Genomic DNA, 16,305 nt, shown 5'->3' on the forward strand with positions numbered 1-16,305 from the left:
TGGGCCCGCGGCACCGCCGGCGTAGACGCAGGTGCCGGTCTGGCCCGGCGGACAGGGGGCGGTCGCCGCCCCCAGGAAGTCCCGGGCCGCGGGAAGCGGAGCCAGGGTCGTCCACACCGTTCCGTTGGTGGCCGTCGCCGGCCCCGCCTGCGCAGGCCGCGCACCGCACGGGGAACGGACCGGACGGCCTCCCGCTTCGACCGTGCCGGATGACTTCCCTCCCCCGGCCGGTCCCGTCGGGGAGGCGTGGCCGGATGGGGCTGCCCGGGATGAGGGGTGACCCGGTAGCGTGGGCCGACGGTTCCGTAGGTCGGGTGAGTCGGAGAAGGAGTCCCGGTGACGCAGAACGGACAAGGGGGCGCCCCCCAGCCGGGTGCCCCGTGGGGTCCGGACCCGGCGTCCGGACATCCGGCGTACCCGGCCCAGGAGCCGGGCGGGCCCGCTTACGGCTACCCGCAGGCCTATCCCGAACCGCAGGCCGGTCCCGGGCACGTGGTCGGTCCCGGGTACGAGGGGCCGGGCGATCCGCACGGCTACGGCTACCCGCCGCTGCCGGAGGCCGTCACCCAGTACATCCCGCCGGTGCCCGCGGCCCCCGCGCACGACGAGGCCGCGACGCAGTACATCGCGCCCGTACCGGCGGCCCCCGCGCACGACGAGGCCGCGACGCAGTACATCGCGCCCGTACCGGCCGCCCCGGTGTCCGCCGCCGACGGGTTCGACGGGCTGTTCCGCGGCGAGGAGGCCGGGCACACGCAGCAGCTGCCGCCGATCCAGGAGCCGGTGCTGCGCCGGCCGCCGCAGCGCCCGTATCCGCCGCACGCGCAGGGCCCCGTACCGCCGCACATGCAGCAGCAGTACCAGCAGCAGTACCAGCCGCAGCCGCAGCCGCAGTACGCCCCGCCGCCCCCGCCGGAGGCGGGCCGCAAGGTGTCGCCCGGGATCATCGCCGCCGTGGTCATCGGCCTGGTCGTGGTCGGCCTCGGCGTCGGCTCGCTGCTCGGCGGCGGCAAGCCGCAGAACAACGACCCCGGCGCGGTGGCCCCGGCGTCCACCGCCGCCGGAGGCTCCGCGGCACCCGGCGAGGCTCCCGTCGACGCGGGCCGCCCCCAGGCCGTCCAGCTGGACAAGCTCCTCGCGGACAGCAACGACAGCCGGGCCTCGGTGATCAAGGCCGTGGAGGACATCAAGGGCTGCAAGAACCTCGACCAGGCCGCCTCCGACCTGCGTGACGCGGCCCGCCAGCGCGAGGAACTGATCACCCGTCTGCAGGAGTTGAAGGTGGATCAGCTCCCGGACCACGCCCGCCTGACCGCCGCCCTCACCAAGGCCTGGCAGTCCTCCGCGGACGCCGACAACAGCTACGCGGCGTGGGCGGACGACGTCGACGACGACAAGTGCAAGGACGGCAAGGCCAAGAACTCGTCCAACGCCGCCGACGGCAACAAGTCGAGCGGCGAAGCGACGAAGGCCAAGGAGCAGGCCGCGACCCTGTGGAACGCGATCGCGGCCAAGTACGGACTCACCAAGCGCGACAAGTCCCAGCTCTAAGACTTGATCCGTAAGTCACCAAAGGGTGAGTTGCGGACTGCGGCCGGGGCGGTGACCGGGCTTTCCGGCGTGGTCACGCGTGGGGCGTGTCTCATCCGGGGTTGCTGGGTTCCGTTGTCCGGCGGTTCGGGGAGCAGAGGTCTCACGGCGTTGTCGTGGGACTGCCACGCGTCCCGGCCGCCGGGGCGGTTTCGGGCTCGGTGTGGTTGACTCCCGCAGCGCTTCTTCCAGCGCTTGGGCATAGGTGATCTGGGCGTTCTGGGATGCGGTGGTGTCCAGGTACGCGGTCTTGGGGTCGTCCACGTCGGTGAAGCGGACGAACGCGGCGAGGGCGGCGGTCACGAGATCGCGCTTGCCGACCAGGCCGCAGGCGATGCACTTGTGTTCACGGTCCCGCAGCGTCTTGGAGACGCGCTCACCACAGAGGCAGTGCTGTGACAGGGCTGTCGACCAGGTGGAGGCCCGGACCAGCCGGCCTCCCGCCGCGTTGCATTCCACCCTGAGGGCGGAGATCAGCGTGCCGGGCGTGGTCTGGGACAGGCGCTTGCCCCACAGGCGGTACCAGGTGCGGACGTCGCAGTCCTCAACCACGAGCACGGGGCCGTGGGTGGCGATGATCTCGCGGGCCACCGAGCGGGCGCGGTGGCGGCGGTGCTCGGCGACCGAGGCGGCGTGTTCGGTTTGGCGGGCGCGCTGCTCTCGGTAGTTGGCGGAGAGACGGTCGCGTCGGAACGCCTGCTTCGGGACGCCATCGGACCGGGTGGCGCGGGCACCGCCGGGCACCGTCACGGTCTTGGGTGTGAGGCCCTTGGCTTCCCGCCTGGCGGCGCGCTTGGCCTGCTTCTTCGACAGTCCGTACTGGGCGGTGTTCGTCGCCCGGCGGGAGCGTTCCAACGCCCGCGAACGGCCCTGCCGCTTCTTCTCCTGCGTTTCCAACAGCCTCTGCTCTGAGCGTGACCTCGGTGGAGACGGGCTTGCCGCTGGTGAGGTCGGCGGGGAAGGAGACGACGGAAAGGTTGGAGACATTGCCGTCCACTCCGCCGACACGGCCGAGCTGGAGGGCACGGTCGCGCATGGCCCGCACCGAGGGTGCGGCGTAGCCGGGGCCGAGCACCATCAGGTGCGCCTCATACACCCAGCCACCCGCCGCGGACGCCTTCCGGCGGCGCACAAGGTCCACCTTGTGCCAGGCCAGCGGGTTCGACAGGAAGTGCTGCACCCGCGCCCACTGGCCCGGCTGCTGCGGGATACGCACCGGGAGAACGAGGTCACCCCGGCCGCCCTCGGGACCACCCGCGAATACGACAGCGAGGGGGCCGGTGTGGTCCCACCAGTTCGCCCTGCGCATGCCGGGCTTGCCCGAGGCCATCACCTTTCCCGTCGGCACGCGGCCCTCGGGAACGGTCGGCTTCGGCATCCGCCGGGGCTGCATAAGCGCGTGCCGACCGCTGTCGGTGTAGGCCATGGCGTGGCCGGTCAGGGTGCCGACCAGGCGGAAGGTCTCCCACTTGTTGGCGGTGATGTGGGAGCGTGCGCGGCCCGGAATACGGGTGAAATCATGCCAGTTGCCGACTTTCGGCCGGCCGGACCGGCGCCCGGTCGCGTCGGGGAACAGGTGCCGCTGCACGCCGTTCCACACCTCGTCGGCCATGTGCATGGCCAAGGCCTTGGAGACGTGGTGTTTCAAATGCCCCGAGTCTTCGAGGTGCTTGTAGGCACAGCGCTCCAACGCTTCACGGGAGATGCCGAGCCGCTGCCGCACGGCCTTCGCCCCCTGCTCTTCCCGCTCGTTGTACGCGGCCCAGTAGGCATCGACCATGGCGCGGGCGTCCCGCTGGATGGCCCGCTTGATCGACCACATCGCGCCGAACAGCTTTTCCAGCCGGGCGAGGTCGACGGGGTCGGTTACGGCCAGCGGTAGCACCATCACCGACACCATGCCCTCGTCGGGTTTGGTCCACTTCGGGGCCTTGTTCTTCCCCCGGAACTTCCGCGCTTGGGCAGCCTGTATCGCCGTCACCTCCCGTCACGCATGAGCTGACCTACAACACGGTGCGTGATGAGTTTCAGCTATGACAAGTGAAGCAGAATGAGATTCATGACAGCCGTGATTCCCGGATATGCAGACGTCCGGCAGGCGTCAAACGGCTCAAGGTGACCGTCCAGGACGTCTCCAACCTCAACAGCAGCCGCGACGACTTCCCCGCCCCGATCTAGGCGGCCGCACTGGCCGCTCGACCTGTGGGCCGTGGACGGCACGCTCATTTCCGTTGAGGACGACGGCGACCGAGTACTTCAAGAGCTACCGCTGAAGCGTCAACGTCCGGTTCGCCTTCCGCACCGGCGACGGGTGCGTCATCGCGGTCGGCGACGCCAGGCCCGGCAATGAAGCTGTTCGCCAAGAGGCGGGCACGGGCCGAACACGGCATCGCCCGCCTCAATGACTACCGTGTTCTACGCCAGCACCGTAGGCGGGGCGACGTGATCAACTGCACCTCGCTGTGCTCGACAACCGCCCCGCTACGCCGCGCGGGGAGCCTGTTCCAGGGTCGAGGTCATGTCCAGGGTCTGCTCGCCCGGCTGTGCCACGAGGCGGCCGGACTGGACGATCTGGAAGGTGACCCGGCCGTTGACGATGCGGGGGAAGCCGGAGACGGCGCGCATGTCCTCGTAGCGCCAGCTCAGGTCGGGGGTGAGGCCGCCGGTCTTGACGCCCTGCGCCTGGTTCAGCGCGCGGGCGACCTTGCGGGCGTTGATGGAGTCGTCCTCCTTGAAGCCCTTGATGATCTCGCTGAGAACGGTGTACGCGATCCAGGTGGTCTGCGCCCCGCTGTCCTCGGCCTCGACGGTGTCGTCGCCGAAGGCGTAGTCGGCGATCACCTTCCGCATCGGGTCCCAGAGGGGATCGGCGGCCACCGGGTACCAGCTGGTGATGTACGCGCCCTCGAAGGGGCTCTCCTTGCCGCCGGTACGGTCGACCAGGGACTGGCTGACGCTGCCCAGGACCGAGGAGATCTGCGGCTTCTTGCGCTGGGGGTCGGTACGGCGGAAGGCGTCGAAGAAGGTCTCGGTGCGCTCTCCGAGCACCGCGGTCACGCAACCGTTGTTCTTGTCCTTGTCCTTGTCCTTGGCCCCACCGCCTCCGGTGGTGTGCGCGAGGGCCTCGCGTGCCTGCGGCACGAAGTCGGCCGAATCCTCCGCGGCCCGGATGTCGGAGGCGTCGGCCATCCGGTTGGCCCGCAGCCCGGCGTTGAGCAGCACCGGCAGGGTGTCGCCGACGAGGGTGTCGGGGCGGACGAGGGCGACCTTCTCGCAGGCGCGGCCGAGCTGGTGTCCGGCGCCGGCGATGAGGACGGGCTGGCCGCCGTTGACGGGGTAGGAGAGGGTGGACTGGAACTCCTCGGAGGAGATTCCGTATCCGCCGATGAAGGGGATGCCCTCCACCTCCAGCGGGGCCATGAAGGCGCGTCCGTGCTGGCTGTAGGAGCCGACGACGGCGACGGCCTTCTCCCGGACGGCCTTGCGGGCGCAGTCGGCGGCGCCGTTGGCCGTGTTCTTCTCGTTGCAGGTCAGGACGCGGAGCTTGCGGCCGTTGATGCCCCCCTTGGCGTTGACCCAGCGCTCGTACGCCTTGGCCATGCCGGTCATTCCGGGCATGTTGGTCGCCTTGGTGTCCTCCGGTGCGAAGGTCATGACGGTGATGGTGTCCCCGGAGCCCCCCGAGCCCCCGGGGAGCGCCCCGCATCCGGCGATGAGACACGCACCCATCGCCGTGGCCACAACGGTGCGGGTGAAGGATGCAGCGCGTTGCGAAATGGTCATGTCCATGCACCATTCCGCCCCGGGGGTAACTGAGGAGTGAGATGGACACAACATCGGGTGACGCCGAGGTGAATTACAGGGGTGTCGTCCCCCATGGGCGCTTCAAGATCGCACCCAACGGGAACGTACGATCGAAAGCGTGACATTCGCCCAAGGTCCGAAGAACTCTTCCCGCCGAGGCGGCCGCTCCTCCACCATGGGCGGCATGCCCCTCAACGACATGCCGTGGTGGCGCTGGCGCTGCAACGTGCGCTCGGCGCTTCACATGCTTTCCGATCCGGCCTTCCACGAGGACACCTGGCTGGCCGGCGAAGACGGGTACGGGGACGTCACCGACGCCGTGTACCGGCTCGTCGAGGACACCTGGCTCGACAGCTGGTCCGCGGAGAAGTACGTCGGCACGATCTTCCGCGACTCGCAGGAGGCGACCCTGGTCGACCTCGCCGTGCTGCGCGTGCTCCGGATCATGCACCAGGTCGGCCCCGACGCCCCCGTCTCCGCCTACCTGGAACACCACGCCTGGCCCGAGGCCGTGCGCGCCGCGCGCGAGGCCCACGTACGGCTGGCCACGGCGGACGGGGACGACCCGGACGTGCGGCCGACATCGATGGAGATACTGAAGATCCTCACGCGCACGGTGTGAAAGGCTCTGCGGTCATGAGCGATCCGCACACCGAACCCCAGGTCGAGGCCGAGGTCGAGGCCAAGGCACCGGCCCGCATCCAGCCCGAGCCCCTGCCCCAGTACGTTCTGACCGTGTCCTGCCCCGACAAACAGGGCATCGTGCACGCCGTGTCGAGCTACCTGTTCATGACCGGCTGCAACATCGTGGACAGCCAGCAGTTCGGAGACCGGGAGACCGGGCTCTTCTTCATGCGGGTGCACTTCGAGGCCGAGCCCGAGGTGACGGTCGACAAGCTGCGCGCGAGCTTCGCCGCGATCGGCGACTCGTTCAAGATGGACTGGGAGATCCACCGCGCCGACGAGCGCATGCGGATCATCCTGATGGTGTCGAAGTTCGGCCACTGCCTGAACGACCTGCTGTTCCGCACGCGGATCGGGGCCCTGCCGATCGAGATCGCGGCCGTGGTCTCCAACCACACGGACTTCGCGGAGCTGGTGGGCTCTTACGACGTACCGTTCGTGCACATCCCGGTGACGAAGGACACGAAGGCGGCGGCGGAGGCCGAACTGCTGGAACTCGTGCGCGCCGAGAACGTCCAGCTGGTGGTGCTCGCCCGCTACATGCAGGTCCTCTCGGACACCCTGTGCAAGGAACTGAGCGGCCGGATCATCAACATCCACCACTCGTTCCTGCCGAGCTTCAAGGGCGCGAAGCCGTACCACCAGGCGCACGCCCGGGGCGTGAAGCTGATCGGCGCGACCGCGCACTACGTGACGGCCGACCTCGACGAGGGGCCGATCATCGAGCAGGAGGTCGAGCGCGTGGGCCACGAGGTGACCCCGGACCAGCTGGTCGCGATCGGCCGCGACGTGGAATGCCAGGCGCTCGCCCGCGCGGTGAAGTGGCACAGCGAACACCGCGTCCTGCTGAACGGCTCCCGCACGGTGGTCTTCGCGTAAGCCCCGGCCGGGCGTTCGGCGACGGCCGGCCCCTGCGGGCCGGGCTGCTGGGGCTCCGCCCCAGCCCCCGCGCCTCAAACGCCGGCGGGGCTGGGATGGCCCCTGACGGGCCTGTCCGGTTCCGCCGGGCAGAATCAGCCCGGGCCGGGCTGCTGGGGATGGCCCCTGACGGGCCTGCCCGGTTCCGCCGGGCAGAATCAGCCCCTCCGGCGTTTGAGGAGCGGGGTCCGGGGCGGAGCCCCGGCAGCCGGTCCGCAGGGCCCCGCGACCTCGGCCCCGCGCAGCCCCCGGCACCGCCCCGCGCACGAAGCCCCGGCAGGGGACACCGCCTCACCCGGCCGAGCGCGCCGCAGGCGTTACGCGTCGGGGGCCTCCACCCCGCAGTAGCCCGCGAAGGCCGCCAGGATCTCGTCCTCCGTGATGCGCCCGTCGCCGTCCCCGTCCAGCGCCGTCGCCACCTGCGTGGCGACCTCCGGCGCCGTGCCGAGCACCCGCAGGACCCGCGCCGTGGCCGCAGTGGTCGCGCCGCCGCCGTCCTCGTCCGCCACCGCGATCACCGCGCGCAGGAACGGCCGCGCGATCTCCGCGAACCGTTGCGGGTTGTCCCGCAGCCGCTTCGCCGCCCCGGTGATGAACTCCTCGCGGGACACCCGCTGGTCCCCGTCGACGTCCGCGATGCCGGCCATCCCCTGCCAGAACGCCTCGGCGCCCGCGAAGACGGCCTGGCCCCTGTCCGACCGGGCGGTGGTACCGAATTCGGCCAGGACGGCCTTCGCGGCAGCGCTGAAGTCCTCCCGGTCGATATAGCCGGACCCGTCCTGGTCGAAGGTGGCGAATCGGGCGGCGATCTTGCGCTCGTATTCTGCGCTGTCCATATTCGGCGTTCCGCCTTCACGTGTGCGGTGGGTTCAGATCGAGACAGGACAGGAGCGTAAGGCCTACGTGGCCTGCGCGTTAAGCGAAGTGGTCAAGGAGGTGGCGGCGTCGAACCCGCGCACGGGGAGCGCGGTGGGGCGCGTACACCTGTGCCCATGTGTCGCAGCCCGCACCACCGTTCACGCGCGGCCACGGCTCTATCACGGAGGGCATCCTTCCAGGGCGAGGTTCTCCCAAAACGGGCGCGAACCGCTCCGTGCCCACTACATTCGACGGGTCGACACACGGCCAGGCCACGGCTGGGGGCACTTATGCCGAAGGACGTACCACCGCGCTGGGACCGCCGCATGCAGCAGCGTCTCGCACGCGGCGAGGCCGCCGCGCTCGGGGAGCTGTACGACCGCTTCGCCTCGCTCGTGCACAGCCTGGCGCACCGGGTGCTGGGCGACGAGAAGGCGGCGGACCGGATCACCCGCGAGGTGTTCGGCTACATCTGGGAGAACCCGGACGCCTACGACCCCAAGCAGGGCTCCATGCGGTCCTGGGTCGCCAGGATCACCCAGGGGCAGGCGGTGGCCAGACTGCGCCAGGCCGAACTGGGCCGGGGTTCGCGGGAGGAACTGGAGCAGAAGGTGCGCAGTGCCAACGCCGCCGCCCGCGCGGACTACATCGTGACCTCCATGCCCGCACCGCTGCGCGCCGCGCTCGAACTCGCCTACTTCAAGCGGCGCGACTACCGGCAGGCCGCCGCCGACCTCCAGATCAGCGAGGACGAGGCACGCCGCCGGCTGCGGCTCGGCCTCCAACTGCTGTCGACCGCCAATGCCCTCCCGCGGGAGGACACGGCCCGGCCGTCCGGATACGGCCCGAGCGAATGTGGAACGACTCGATGAACGGCCCCGCCGAATCGCCCGACGACGGGTACGAGGAACACGAAGGACACGAGCGGCCCGGCGGCGGGACGCGGATACCGGGACCCCGCGGCGCCGCCGACGACCTGGACCCGCGGCACGCGCCCGAGCCCCTGCCGCAGCCGCCGCCCTCGCACGCCGTGCTGAAGTCCCTGCTCGGCGCGTGGGCACTGGCCGCGTGCTCCTCGGAGGAGACGCAGGCCGTCGAGGACCACCTCACCGAGTGCGCGCCCTGCGCGGACGAGGCGCTGCGGCTGCGCGACGCCGTCGGGCTGCTGCACCCGGAGGAGAACCTCGACCTCAAGCCGCTGCTGCGCTCACGGGTGTTGGAGGACTGCCTGGGCAAGCGGCCGGCCCGCATCCCCGTGCCGGTGTGGGCGAGCCCGTACGACACCGAGACCGCGCGGCTCGACGCGCTGCTCCAGGACTTCGGGGACTCGGAATGGCACACCCCGGTACGGCTGAAGTGGTTCGAGGAGGAGCGCCGGCGTACCCGGCGGACCACGGTGGCGGGGGTGATCGGACACCTGATGACGGACGACGGGCTGATCGCGGGCGCCCTCGGCCTGGACGATCCGCTCGGCCCCGGCGCACCGACGGGCGACCCGGCCGCACGCACGGAACACTTCTGGAACGCGTCGGCGTACCCGACCACGCGGCAGGTCCGCGAGCCGTGGCGGGACCAGGGGCACACGCTGGTGCGCACGGTGTCCTTCGCGGGCCGGGGCGTGGCGGAACTGTCCGTGGACTACGGGCCCTTCGCGCTGCCCCTCGGGGACGCGTTCCTGGAGCGGGCCTTCGAGTGCTGGGTGCACGCGTGGGACATCGCGGAGGCGGTGGACTACCCGTACGAGCCGCCGTCCGGGCCGCACCTGCACCGCATGATCGACCTGGCGGCACGCCTGCTCCCCGCGGCCCTGGCGCAGCGCCGCCGCGCGGGCCTGGCGGCCCCGGCGCGCGGCCTGGTCGCGGCGGGCGCCCCGGGCCGGACGCTGCACCTGGAGATCGAGGGCGCGGGCGGGGGCGGCTGGGACATCGCCCTGGACTCACCGGGCGCGAAGCCGTCGGCGGAGCACACGGTGGCGGAGATCGCCCTGGACGGCATGGAGTTCTGCCAGCTGGCCGCCGGCCACATCTCCCCGGAGGAGGCGGCGGTGGGCCAACACGGCGACCGAGAGGCCATCCGCGACGTCCTGTTCGCGGCGGCCTCGCTGAGCCGGTTGTAGGGGGGCGGTACGGACTCACGCGCGCGCGTGAACCCGTACCGCCCGGCCGCCGCACGATCAGGCGTACCGCTCGCGCAGTTTGTACTTCAGCACCTTGCGCAAGGCCTCGTTGCGCGGCAGGGAGTCCAGGAGTTCCAGTTGTTCCGGGAGCTTGTGGGTCGACAGGCCCTGCGCGCGGAGGTACGCCGTCAGCTGGGGGAGGGTCAACGGGGCGGCGCCCGGGGGTTGTTCCACCACCGCGCAGACGCGTTCGCCGCGGACGGGGTCCGGGAGGCCGATGACCGCCACGTCGGCGACGGCGGGGAGTTGGTGGAGGAGGTCCTCGATCTCCTTCGCCGAGATGTTCTCGCCCTTGCGGATGATGACGTCCTTGCTGCGGCCGGTGAGGACCAGGTAGCCGTCTTCGGTGAGATGGCCCAGGTCGCCCGTGATGAGGTAGCCGTCCTGGTCGAAGACCTCTGCGGCGTGGTCGCCGTTCAGATAGCCCTGGCAGACCGCTTCGCCGCGCAGGCGGACCTCTCCGTCCGTGTTCGGGGAGAGTGAGGTGCCGTCCGGGGTGGTGATGCGGATGGACATGCCCTCCGGGGGACGGCCCTCGGTGGTGGCGAGGTTTTCGGCGGTGTCGTCCGGGGAGCCCATCGTGATCATCGGGACCTCGGTCATGCCGTAGCCGTGGGTGAGTTGGCAGCCCAGCTCGCGCACGACGGCGTGGTAGATCTCCGGCGGTTTGGGGGCGCCGCCGCCCGCGAGGAGGCGGAGGGTGGGGATGAGGGGGGTGGAGGGCGCTTTGCGTTGTTCGGTGAGGAACATCGAGTAGAAGGCGGTGGAGCCGCCGGCGACCGTGACCCCGTGACGGCGGTAGCCGTCCAGGGCGTCGGGCATCGCGAACTTCTCGAAGAGGACGGCCGGGAAGCCGTAGAGCAGCAGCATGACCGTGTAGTCGGGGCCGGCGATGTGCGCGAAGGGGAAGGCCATCGAGCCGACGTCGTCCGGGGACAGGTGCAGGGCGTGCGCGAGGCAGGAGCCACCGGCGATCAAGGAGCGGTCGGTGTGCAGTACGCCCTTGGGGTCGGAGGTCGTACCGGAGGTCCAGTAGATCCAGCGGACGTCCGTGCCCGAGGCGGGCGGCGGGGGGAGTACGGAAGGGTCGCCGTCGGGGAGGGTCGCGTACGCCTCGAAGACGCCCCGCGCGCCGAGGCGGGCGGCCATCGCGGTGTGGTCGTACCCCCGCCAGGTGCCGGGGACGGCGAAGAACTCGGCCTTGGATTCGCGCAGCGCGAAGCCGACCTCGCGGTCCCGGTAGAAGGGGATGACGGGGGACTGGACGGCGCCGAGCCGGGCGAGGGCGACCGAGAGCAGCACCGTCTCGATGCGGGTGGGGAGCTGCCAGGCGACGACGGTGCCGCGGCGTACGCCCATGTCGTACAGGCCGGCGGCGACGCGTTCGGCGCGGTCGCGGAGCTCGCCGAAGGTGAGCGTGCGGTCGTCGGCGGGGTCCTCGGCGGCCTCGATGAGGACGGTGGTGTCCGGGGTCAGCGCGGCCCGGCGGGCGATCAGCTCCCAGAGGGTGGCGGAGCGGCTCAGCTCCGTCGCGGTGGCCGTGGTCGTCTGTGCGTCCGCGTCCGTCATCCCAGACCTCCCCATAGCTGACGGATAGTCAGATCAAGCGCAGAGCGTAGAGCGCTGACGCTTGTCGGTCCAGGGGTGGCGGGGCTAGCTTGTTTCTGACGATCCATCAGATTGATGGGATGCGTGTACGGGAATGGGGAGACGGCCAATGGGACTGGAACTGCCGCGGATCATCAGCGTCGACGACCACGTGATCGAACCCGCCCACCTCTTCGACGTCTGGCTGCCGGCGAAGTACCGCGACCGCGGGCCCAAGGCGCTCACCGCCGGCATCGGCGAGCTGGAGTACACCGGCGGCAAGTACGTGATCTCCATGGACCCCGACGGCCCGCCGACCGACTGGTGGATCTACGAGGACCTGAAGTTCCCGTACAAGCGCAACATCGCCGCCGTCGGCTTCGACCGCGACGACATGACGCTGGAGGGGATCACGCGGGAGGAGATGCGGCGCGGCTGCTGGGACCCCAAGGCGCGGCTCGCCGACATGGACCTCAACCACGTGGAGGCCTCGCTGTGCTTCCCGACCTTCCCGCGCTTCTGCGGACAGACCTTCGCAGAGGCCCACGACAAGGAGGTCGCGCTCGCCTGCGTGCGCGCCTACAACGACTGGATGGTCGAGGAGTGGTGCGGCGACAGCGGCGGCCGGCTGATCCCGCTCTGCATCATCCCGCTGTGGGACATCGACCTCGCGGTCGCGGAGATCCGGCGCAACGCCGCCCGCGGGGTGCGGGCCGTGACCTTCTCCGAGATCCCGACGTACCTCGGGCTGCCGTCCATCCACTCCGGCTACTGGGACCCCTTCTTCGCCGTCTGCCAGGAGACCGGCACGGTGGTCAACATGCACATCGGCTCCAGCTCCCAGATGCCCGCCGCCTCCCCCGACGCGCCGCCCGCCGTGCAGGCCTCGCTCAGCTTCAACAACGCGATGGCCTCGATGATGGACTTCCTCTTCAGCGGGGTACTGGTGAAGTTCCCGACGCTGAAGCTCGCGTACAGCGAAGGGCAGATGGGCTGGATCCCGTACGCCCTGGAGCGCGCGGACGACGTCTGGCAGGAGCACCGCGCCTGGGGTGGGGTCAGGGACCTGATCCCCGAGCCCCCGTCCACGTACTACTACAGGCAGATGTACTGCTGCTTCTTCCGCGACAAGCACGGCATCGCCTCGCTCGACGTGGTGGGGCGCGACAACGCCACCTTCGAGACCGACTACCCGCACGTGGACTCGACCTTCCCGCACACCAAGGAGGTCGCGCTCGACCACGTGAAGGGGTTGGACGACGAGACGATCTACAAGCTGATGCGCGGCAACGCCATCCGCATGCTCGACCTCGACCTCGACAAGGACCGGGAGCGGGCCGAGTAGTGGACCTGACCTACACGGAGGAGGAGCAGGACTTCCGGGCGCGGCTGCGCCAATGGCTCGGCAAGGTGCTGCCCGAGCTGCCCGCCAAGCCGTCCCCCGACGACTGGCCGGGCCGGCGCGCGTACGACCTCGGCTGGCAGCGCAGGCTGTACGAGGCCGGGTACGCGGGGCTCCACTGGCCGGTGGACGCCGGCGGGCGCGGGGCCACCCCGACCCAGCACCTGATCTTCCTGGAGGAGACCGAGCGAGCGGGAGCCCCGTACGTCGGCGCGAACTTCGTCGGGCTGCTGCACGCCGGCCCGACCATCGCCGCCGAGGGCACGGCGGAACAGCGGGCGTGCTGGCTGCCGCCCGTGCTGCGCGGCGACGAGGTGTGGTGCCAGGGCTTCAGCGAGCCGGACGCGGGCTCCGACCTGGCCTCGCTGCGCACGCGGGCGGTCCGCGACGGCGACGATTACGTGATCACCGGGTCTAAGATCTGGACCTCGCACGCGGAGGTCGCCGACTGGTGCGAGCTGCTCGTGCGGACCGACCCGACGGCGCCGAAGCACCGGGGGATCTCCTGGCTGGCCATGCCGATGGACGCGCCGGGGGTGACGGTGCGGCCGCTGCGCACGCTCGCCGGGTCGACGGAGTTCGCGGAGGTGTTCCTCGACGAGGTACGCGTCCCGGTCGCCAATCGCGTCGGCGCGGAGAACGACGGCTGGCGGGTCACCATGGTCACGCTGTCCTTCGAGCGGGGCACCGCCTTCGTCGGCGAGGTCGTCGCCTGCCGCCGCACCCTGGGCGAGCTGGCCCGCACGGCCAAGGCGAACGGCCGCTGGGACGACCCGGTGCTGCGGCGCAGGCTGGGACGGCTGTACGGGGAGTTCGGCGCGCTGTGGCGGCTCACGCAGTGGAACGTGAGCGAGGCGCAGCGAGCCGGCGGGGTCCCCGGGATCGGCGGCTCCGTGTTCAAGCTGGCGTACTCGCACGCGCGGCAGGAGCTGTACGAGGTGGCGGCGGAGGTGCAGGGGCCCTTGGCCCTGTCCCTGGAGGAGGAGTGGACCCTGGACCGGCTCTCCTCGCTCTCCTACACGATCGCGGCCGGCACCTCGCAGATCCAGCAGAACATCGTCGCCGAGCGGATCCTCGGCCTCCCGAAGGGCCGGTGAGGGGCATGGACTTCCAGCCGACCGAGGACCAGCGCGAACTGCGGGCGGGCGTACGGGAGCTGTTGGAGGGACGGTACGGGCGCGAGGCGCTGCGCGCTTCGGTGGACACGGGTGTCGTGGTGGACCGGGGGCTGTGGCGGGAGCTGGGCGCGGCGGGCTTCTTCGCGCTGCGCCTCCCCGAATCCGCCGGGGGCGTCGGCCTCGGACTCGCGGAGGCGGTCCTGGTATTCGAGGAGGCCGGGCGGGTGCTGCTGCCGGGGCCGCTCGTGGCCACGCACCTGGCGGCCGGGGTGGTCCCGGGGGCGGCGGAGGGCACGGCGGTGGTCACCGCCTGCGACCTGGGCGACGGCCTGGTCACGTACCTGGGGGAGGCGGATGCGCTGCTGGGCGCCGCCGAACTGCCCGCCGGCTCACCCGTCCGCTCGGCGGACCCGCTGACACCGCTGCACCGGGTCCCCTCGTACGCGGACGTGTCCTCGTACGCCCCGGAGGGGGCACTCCTCACGGCGGCGCTCCAGGCCGGCAGCGCGCTGCGGACGGTGGAGCTGGCGGTGCGGTACGCGGGGGAGCGCGAGCAGTTCGGGCAGCCGATCGGGGCGTTCCAGGCGGTGAAGCACCTGTGCGCGCGGATGCTGGTGCGGGCGGAGGTGGCCCGTACGGCGGTCTACGCGGCGGCGGTCACGTCCGATCCGGGCGAGATCGCGGCCGCGAAACTCCTCGCGGACGAGGCGGCGGTGCTGGGCGCCCGCGACTGCCTCCAGGTCCACGGCGGGATGGGCTTCACGTGGGAGGCGGACGTGCACCTGCACCTGAAGCGGGCGTGGGTGCGGGCGGAGCAGTGGCGGACGGCGACGGAGGCGGAGGAAGGCCTGGCGGAGGAACTGCTGCGGTCCTCCACGTCCTCCCCCACCCGGTAGCCGGCTGTCACCATCGGCACGGGTGAGGCTCGGATGAGGCACGGGTGGGGCACGGGCGGGACGGCGGGGGACGCATGTCCGATTACAGAGAGTTGATATCGGTTTGTGTCCTTCGCCCACCCGCTTACGGCCCGGACTCGCAGGCCTGCTCCGGTACGCTCCCACGATGCGAGCGGTTGAGCGGCGCGGGCGCCGCACAGTATGCACCACACCCACTCCATCGCGCGGGAATATGCCCGAAGCGCTTGTTGTGGTGACTGTATGTCAACCATGCTGCTCGGCAAGGGGATCACGCTGGGTGATCCCACCCTGTCGCGAGGCGAAGTGTCCGCCGGTTCGGATGGTGTGAGCGGTGCAGGTGCTTCAGGTTCAGCTGGAGGTAGGACCGGACCCCGCCGAGGTCGGCCGGGCCCGCCGATGGGCGAGGTCGCGGCTGGCGGGGTCGGGCATAGGGGATGACGAGCCGCTCGCCGAGACGCTGATCCTGCTGATCTCCGAGCTGGTCACGAACGCGGTCGTGCACACGGGCTGTCCGGCCGTGCTGCGGATGCTGTTCGGGGGACCGGGAGTACGGGTCGAGGTCGCGGACGCGAGCGACCGCTGCCCGGCGCGGCGGCAGGCGGGCGGCGAGGACACCAACGGCCGCGGCCTGGAGCTGGTGGACGGCCTGGCGGACCGCTGGGGCTGGCAGCGCGAGGGCGCGGGCAAGCGGATCTGGTGCGAGGTCGACCGCGCGGAGAAGTCGGCGTCGGACGGGTCCACGAGCGGTCCCTCGGAAATTCACCCCTCCATCAGGGAACCTCACGTGTACCTCTAACGAGATATTGACGATCTGTCACATCTTGATCACCCTGGTGTGGAGCGATTCGACGCGAGGGGACGCCAAGGGCCTGCCTTGACGAGTGCGGGTCGCGGGGTGGCGGCTGCCGTGCCGCGCTCGGGGCGTGCACGCGCGCCGCCGCCACCCGCAGTACCTCCGGGGCGGCAGCCGGTGGTTCCTACTGGTGGATGAACTGCGGCGAATCTTCCGAGAGCGGCATATCCAGCCCGCCCCAGTCGAAGGGGAACCAATGGTTGCATCGGTCGTAGCGGACCGCCCCGCAAGACGGGAGATGAAGGTTCTGGTGGATCCAGCCGTCAACCGCAAGGGCGGGCGACTTCGGCTCGCTAGTTCCGGAACCAGGTGGCGCCCGCTGCGTGATCCTCTCTTGGTCGGCCCTCCGCGTGCAGTGACGTCGCGAACGGCGAGCCGGGCGGCATCCCTCCAGTGCC

14 protein-coding genes are annotated in these 16,305 nt (G+C 71.0%); 9 read left to right on the top strand and 5 right to left on the bottom strand.

Going from position 1 to position 16,305, the window contains the following annotated elements; genetic code table 11:
• Positions 1 to 336 precede the first annotated feature (336 nt).
• Positions 337 to 1,551: a hypothetical protein gene (locus tag ACFV9H_RS10720; RefSeq protein ID WP_385396163.1), complete on the top strand. Its 1,215-nt coding sequence runs from the start codon at positions 337 to 339 to the stop codon at positions 1,549 to 1,551.
• Between the two features lie 15 nt (positions 1,552 to 1,566).
• Here the strand turns inward: ACFV9H_RS10720 and ACFV9H_RS10725 are convergent, their stop codons facing one another.
• From ACFV9H_RS10725 to ACFV9H_RS10735, 3 genes are all read right to left on the bottom strand, one after another.
• Positions 1,567 to 2,181 carry a hypothetical protein gene (locus ACFV9H_RS10725; RefSeq protein WP_385396165.1) on the bottom strand — a complete coding sequence of 205 codons (615 nt, stop codon included), beginning with the start codon at positions 2,179 to 2,181 and terminating at the stop codon, positions 1,567 to 1,569.
• Positions 2,135 to 3,571, bottom strand: coding sequence for a hypothetical protein (locus ACFV9H_RS10730; protein WP_385396167.1), 1,437 nt, complete (start codon positions 3,569 to 3,571; stop codon positions 2,135 to 2,137). The genes ACFV9H_RS10725 and ACFV9H_RS10730 overlap by 47 nt, the downstream gene beginning before the upstream one ends.
• A gap of 500 nt (positions 3,572 to 4,071) precedes the next feature.
• A complete protein-coding gene (locus ACFV9H_RS10735) occupies positions 4,072 to 5,373 on the bottom strand; it encodes an ABC transporter substrate-binding protein (protein WP_385396169.1) in 1,302 nt (433 codons plus the stop codon).
• Positions 5,374 to 5,569: 196 nt separating this feature from the next.
• Here ACFV9H_RS10735 and ACFV9H_RS10740 point away from each other — a divergent pair, with 196 nt between their 5' ends.
• Both ACFV9H_RS10740 and purU read left to right on the top strand, forming a co-directional pair.
• On the top strand, positions 5,570 to 6,016 hold the full coding sequence (locus ACFV9H_RS10740) for a hypothetical protein (RefSeq protein WP_385396197.1): 447 nt from the start codon (positions 5,570 to 5,572) through the stop codon (positions 6,014 to 6,016).
• A 14-nt stretch (positions 6,017 to 6,030) separates the two neighbouring features.
• Positions 6,031 to 6,957 carry a formyltetrahydrofolate deformylase gene (gene purU / locus ACFV9H_RS10745; RefSeq protein WP_385396171.1) on the top strand — a complete coding sequence of 309 codons (927 nt, stop codon included), beginning with the start codon at positions 6,031 to 6,033 and terminating at the stop codon, positions 6,955 to 6,957.
• 356 nt (positions 6,958 to 7,313) lie between these two features.
• Here purU and ACFV9H_RS10750 read toward each other — a convergent pair whose 3' ends face one another.
• Positions 7,314 to 7,832, bottom strand: coding sequence for an EF-hand domain-containing protein (locus tag ACFV9H_RS10750; protein ID WP_385396173.1), 519 nt, complete (start codon positions 7,830 to 7,832; stop codon positions 7,314 to 7,316).
• 312 nt (positions 7,833 to 8,144) lie between these two features.
• Between ACFV9H_RS10750 and ACFV9H_RS10755 the strand changes: the two genes are divergently transcribed.
• Both ACFV9H_RS10755 and ACFV9H_RS10760 read left to right on the top strand, forming a co-directional pair.
• Positions 8,145 to 8,726: a sigma-70 family RNA polymerase sigma factor gene (locus ACFV9H_RS10755; RefSeq protein WP_385396175.1), complete on the top strand. Its 582-nt coding sequence runs from the start codon at positions 8,145 to 8,147 to the stop codon at positions 8,724 to 8,726.
• Positions 8,723 to 9,970 carry a maleylpyruvate isomerase N-terminal domain-containing protein gene (locus ACFV9H_RS10760; RefSeq protein WP_385396177.1) on the top strand — a complete coding sequence of 416 codons (1,248 nt, stop codon included), beginning with the start codon at positions 8,723 to 8,725 and terminating at the stop codon, positions 9,968 to 9,970. Before ACFV9H_RS10755 ends, ACFV9H_RS10760 begins: the two co-directional genes overlap by 4 nt.
• A 57-nt stretch (positions 9,971 to 10,027) precedes the next feature.
• Here the strand turns inward: ACFV9H_RS10760 and ACFV9H_RS10765 are convergent, their stop codons facing one another.
• The gene (locus ACFV9H_RS10765) at positions 10,028 to 11,599 is read right to left on the bottom strand and encodes an AMP-binding protein (protein WP_385396179.1); all 1,572 of its coding nucleotides are present in this window, start codon (positions 11,597 to 11,599) and stop codon (positions 10,028 to 10,030) included.
• 148 nt (positions 11,600 to 11,747) lie between these two features.
• Here ACFV9H_RS10765 and ACFV9H_RS10770 point away from each other — a divergent pair, with 148 nt between their 5' ends.
• The 4 genes from ACFV9H_RS10770 (at position 11,748) to ACFV9H_RS10785 (ending at position 15,850) form a co-directional block, all read left to right on the top strand.
• Positions 11,748 to 12,962, top strand: a complete 1,215-nt coding sequence (locus ACFV9H_RS10770) for an amidohydrolase family protein (RefSeq protein WP_385396181.1) — start codon at positions 11,748 to 11,750, stop codon at positions 12,960 to 12,962.
• Positions 12,962 to 14,116, top strand: a complete 1,155-nt coding sequence (locus ACFV9H_RS10775) for an acyl-CoA dehydrogenase (protein WP_385396183.1) — start codon at positions 12,962 to 12,964, stop codon at positions 14,114 to 14,116. Before ACFV9H_RS10770 ends, ACFV9H_RS10775 begins: the two co-directional genes overlap by 1 nt.
• A gap of 5 nt (positions 14,117 to 14,121) precedes the next feature.
• Positions 14,122 to 15,033 (top strand): acyl-CoA dehydrogenase family protein, encoded by a 912-nt coding sequence (locus ACFV9H_RS10780; RefSeq protein ID WP_385396185.1) that lies wholly within the window; start codon positions 14,122 to 14,124, stop codon positions 15,031 to 15,033.
• 352 nt (positions 15,034 to 15,385) lie between these two features.
• Positions 15,386 to 15,850 carry an ATP-binding protein gene (locus ACFV9H_RS10785; protein ID WP_385396187.1) on the top strand — a complete coding sequence of 155 codons (465 nt, stop codon included), beginning with the start codon at positions 15,386 to 15,388 and terminating at the stop codon, positions 15,848 to 15,850.
• Positions 15,851 to 16,305 lie beyond the last annotated feature (455 nt).

Origin of the sequence: Streptomyces sp. NPDC059874 (assembly GCF_042731135.1) — a bacterium.
GTDB lineage: Bacteria > Actinomycetota > Actinomycetes > Streptomycetales > Streptomycetaceae > Streptomyces.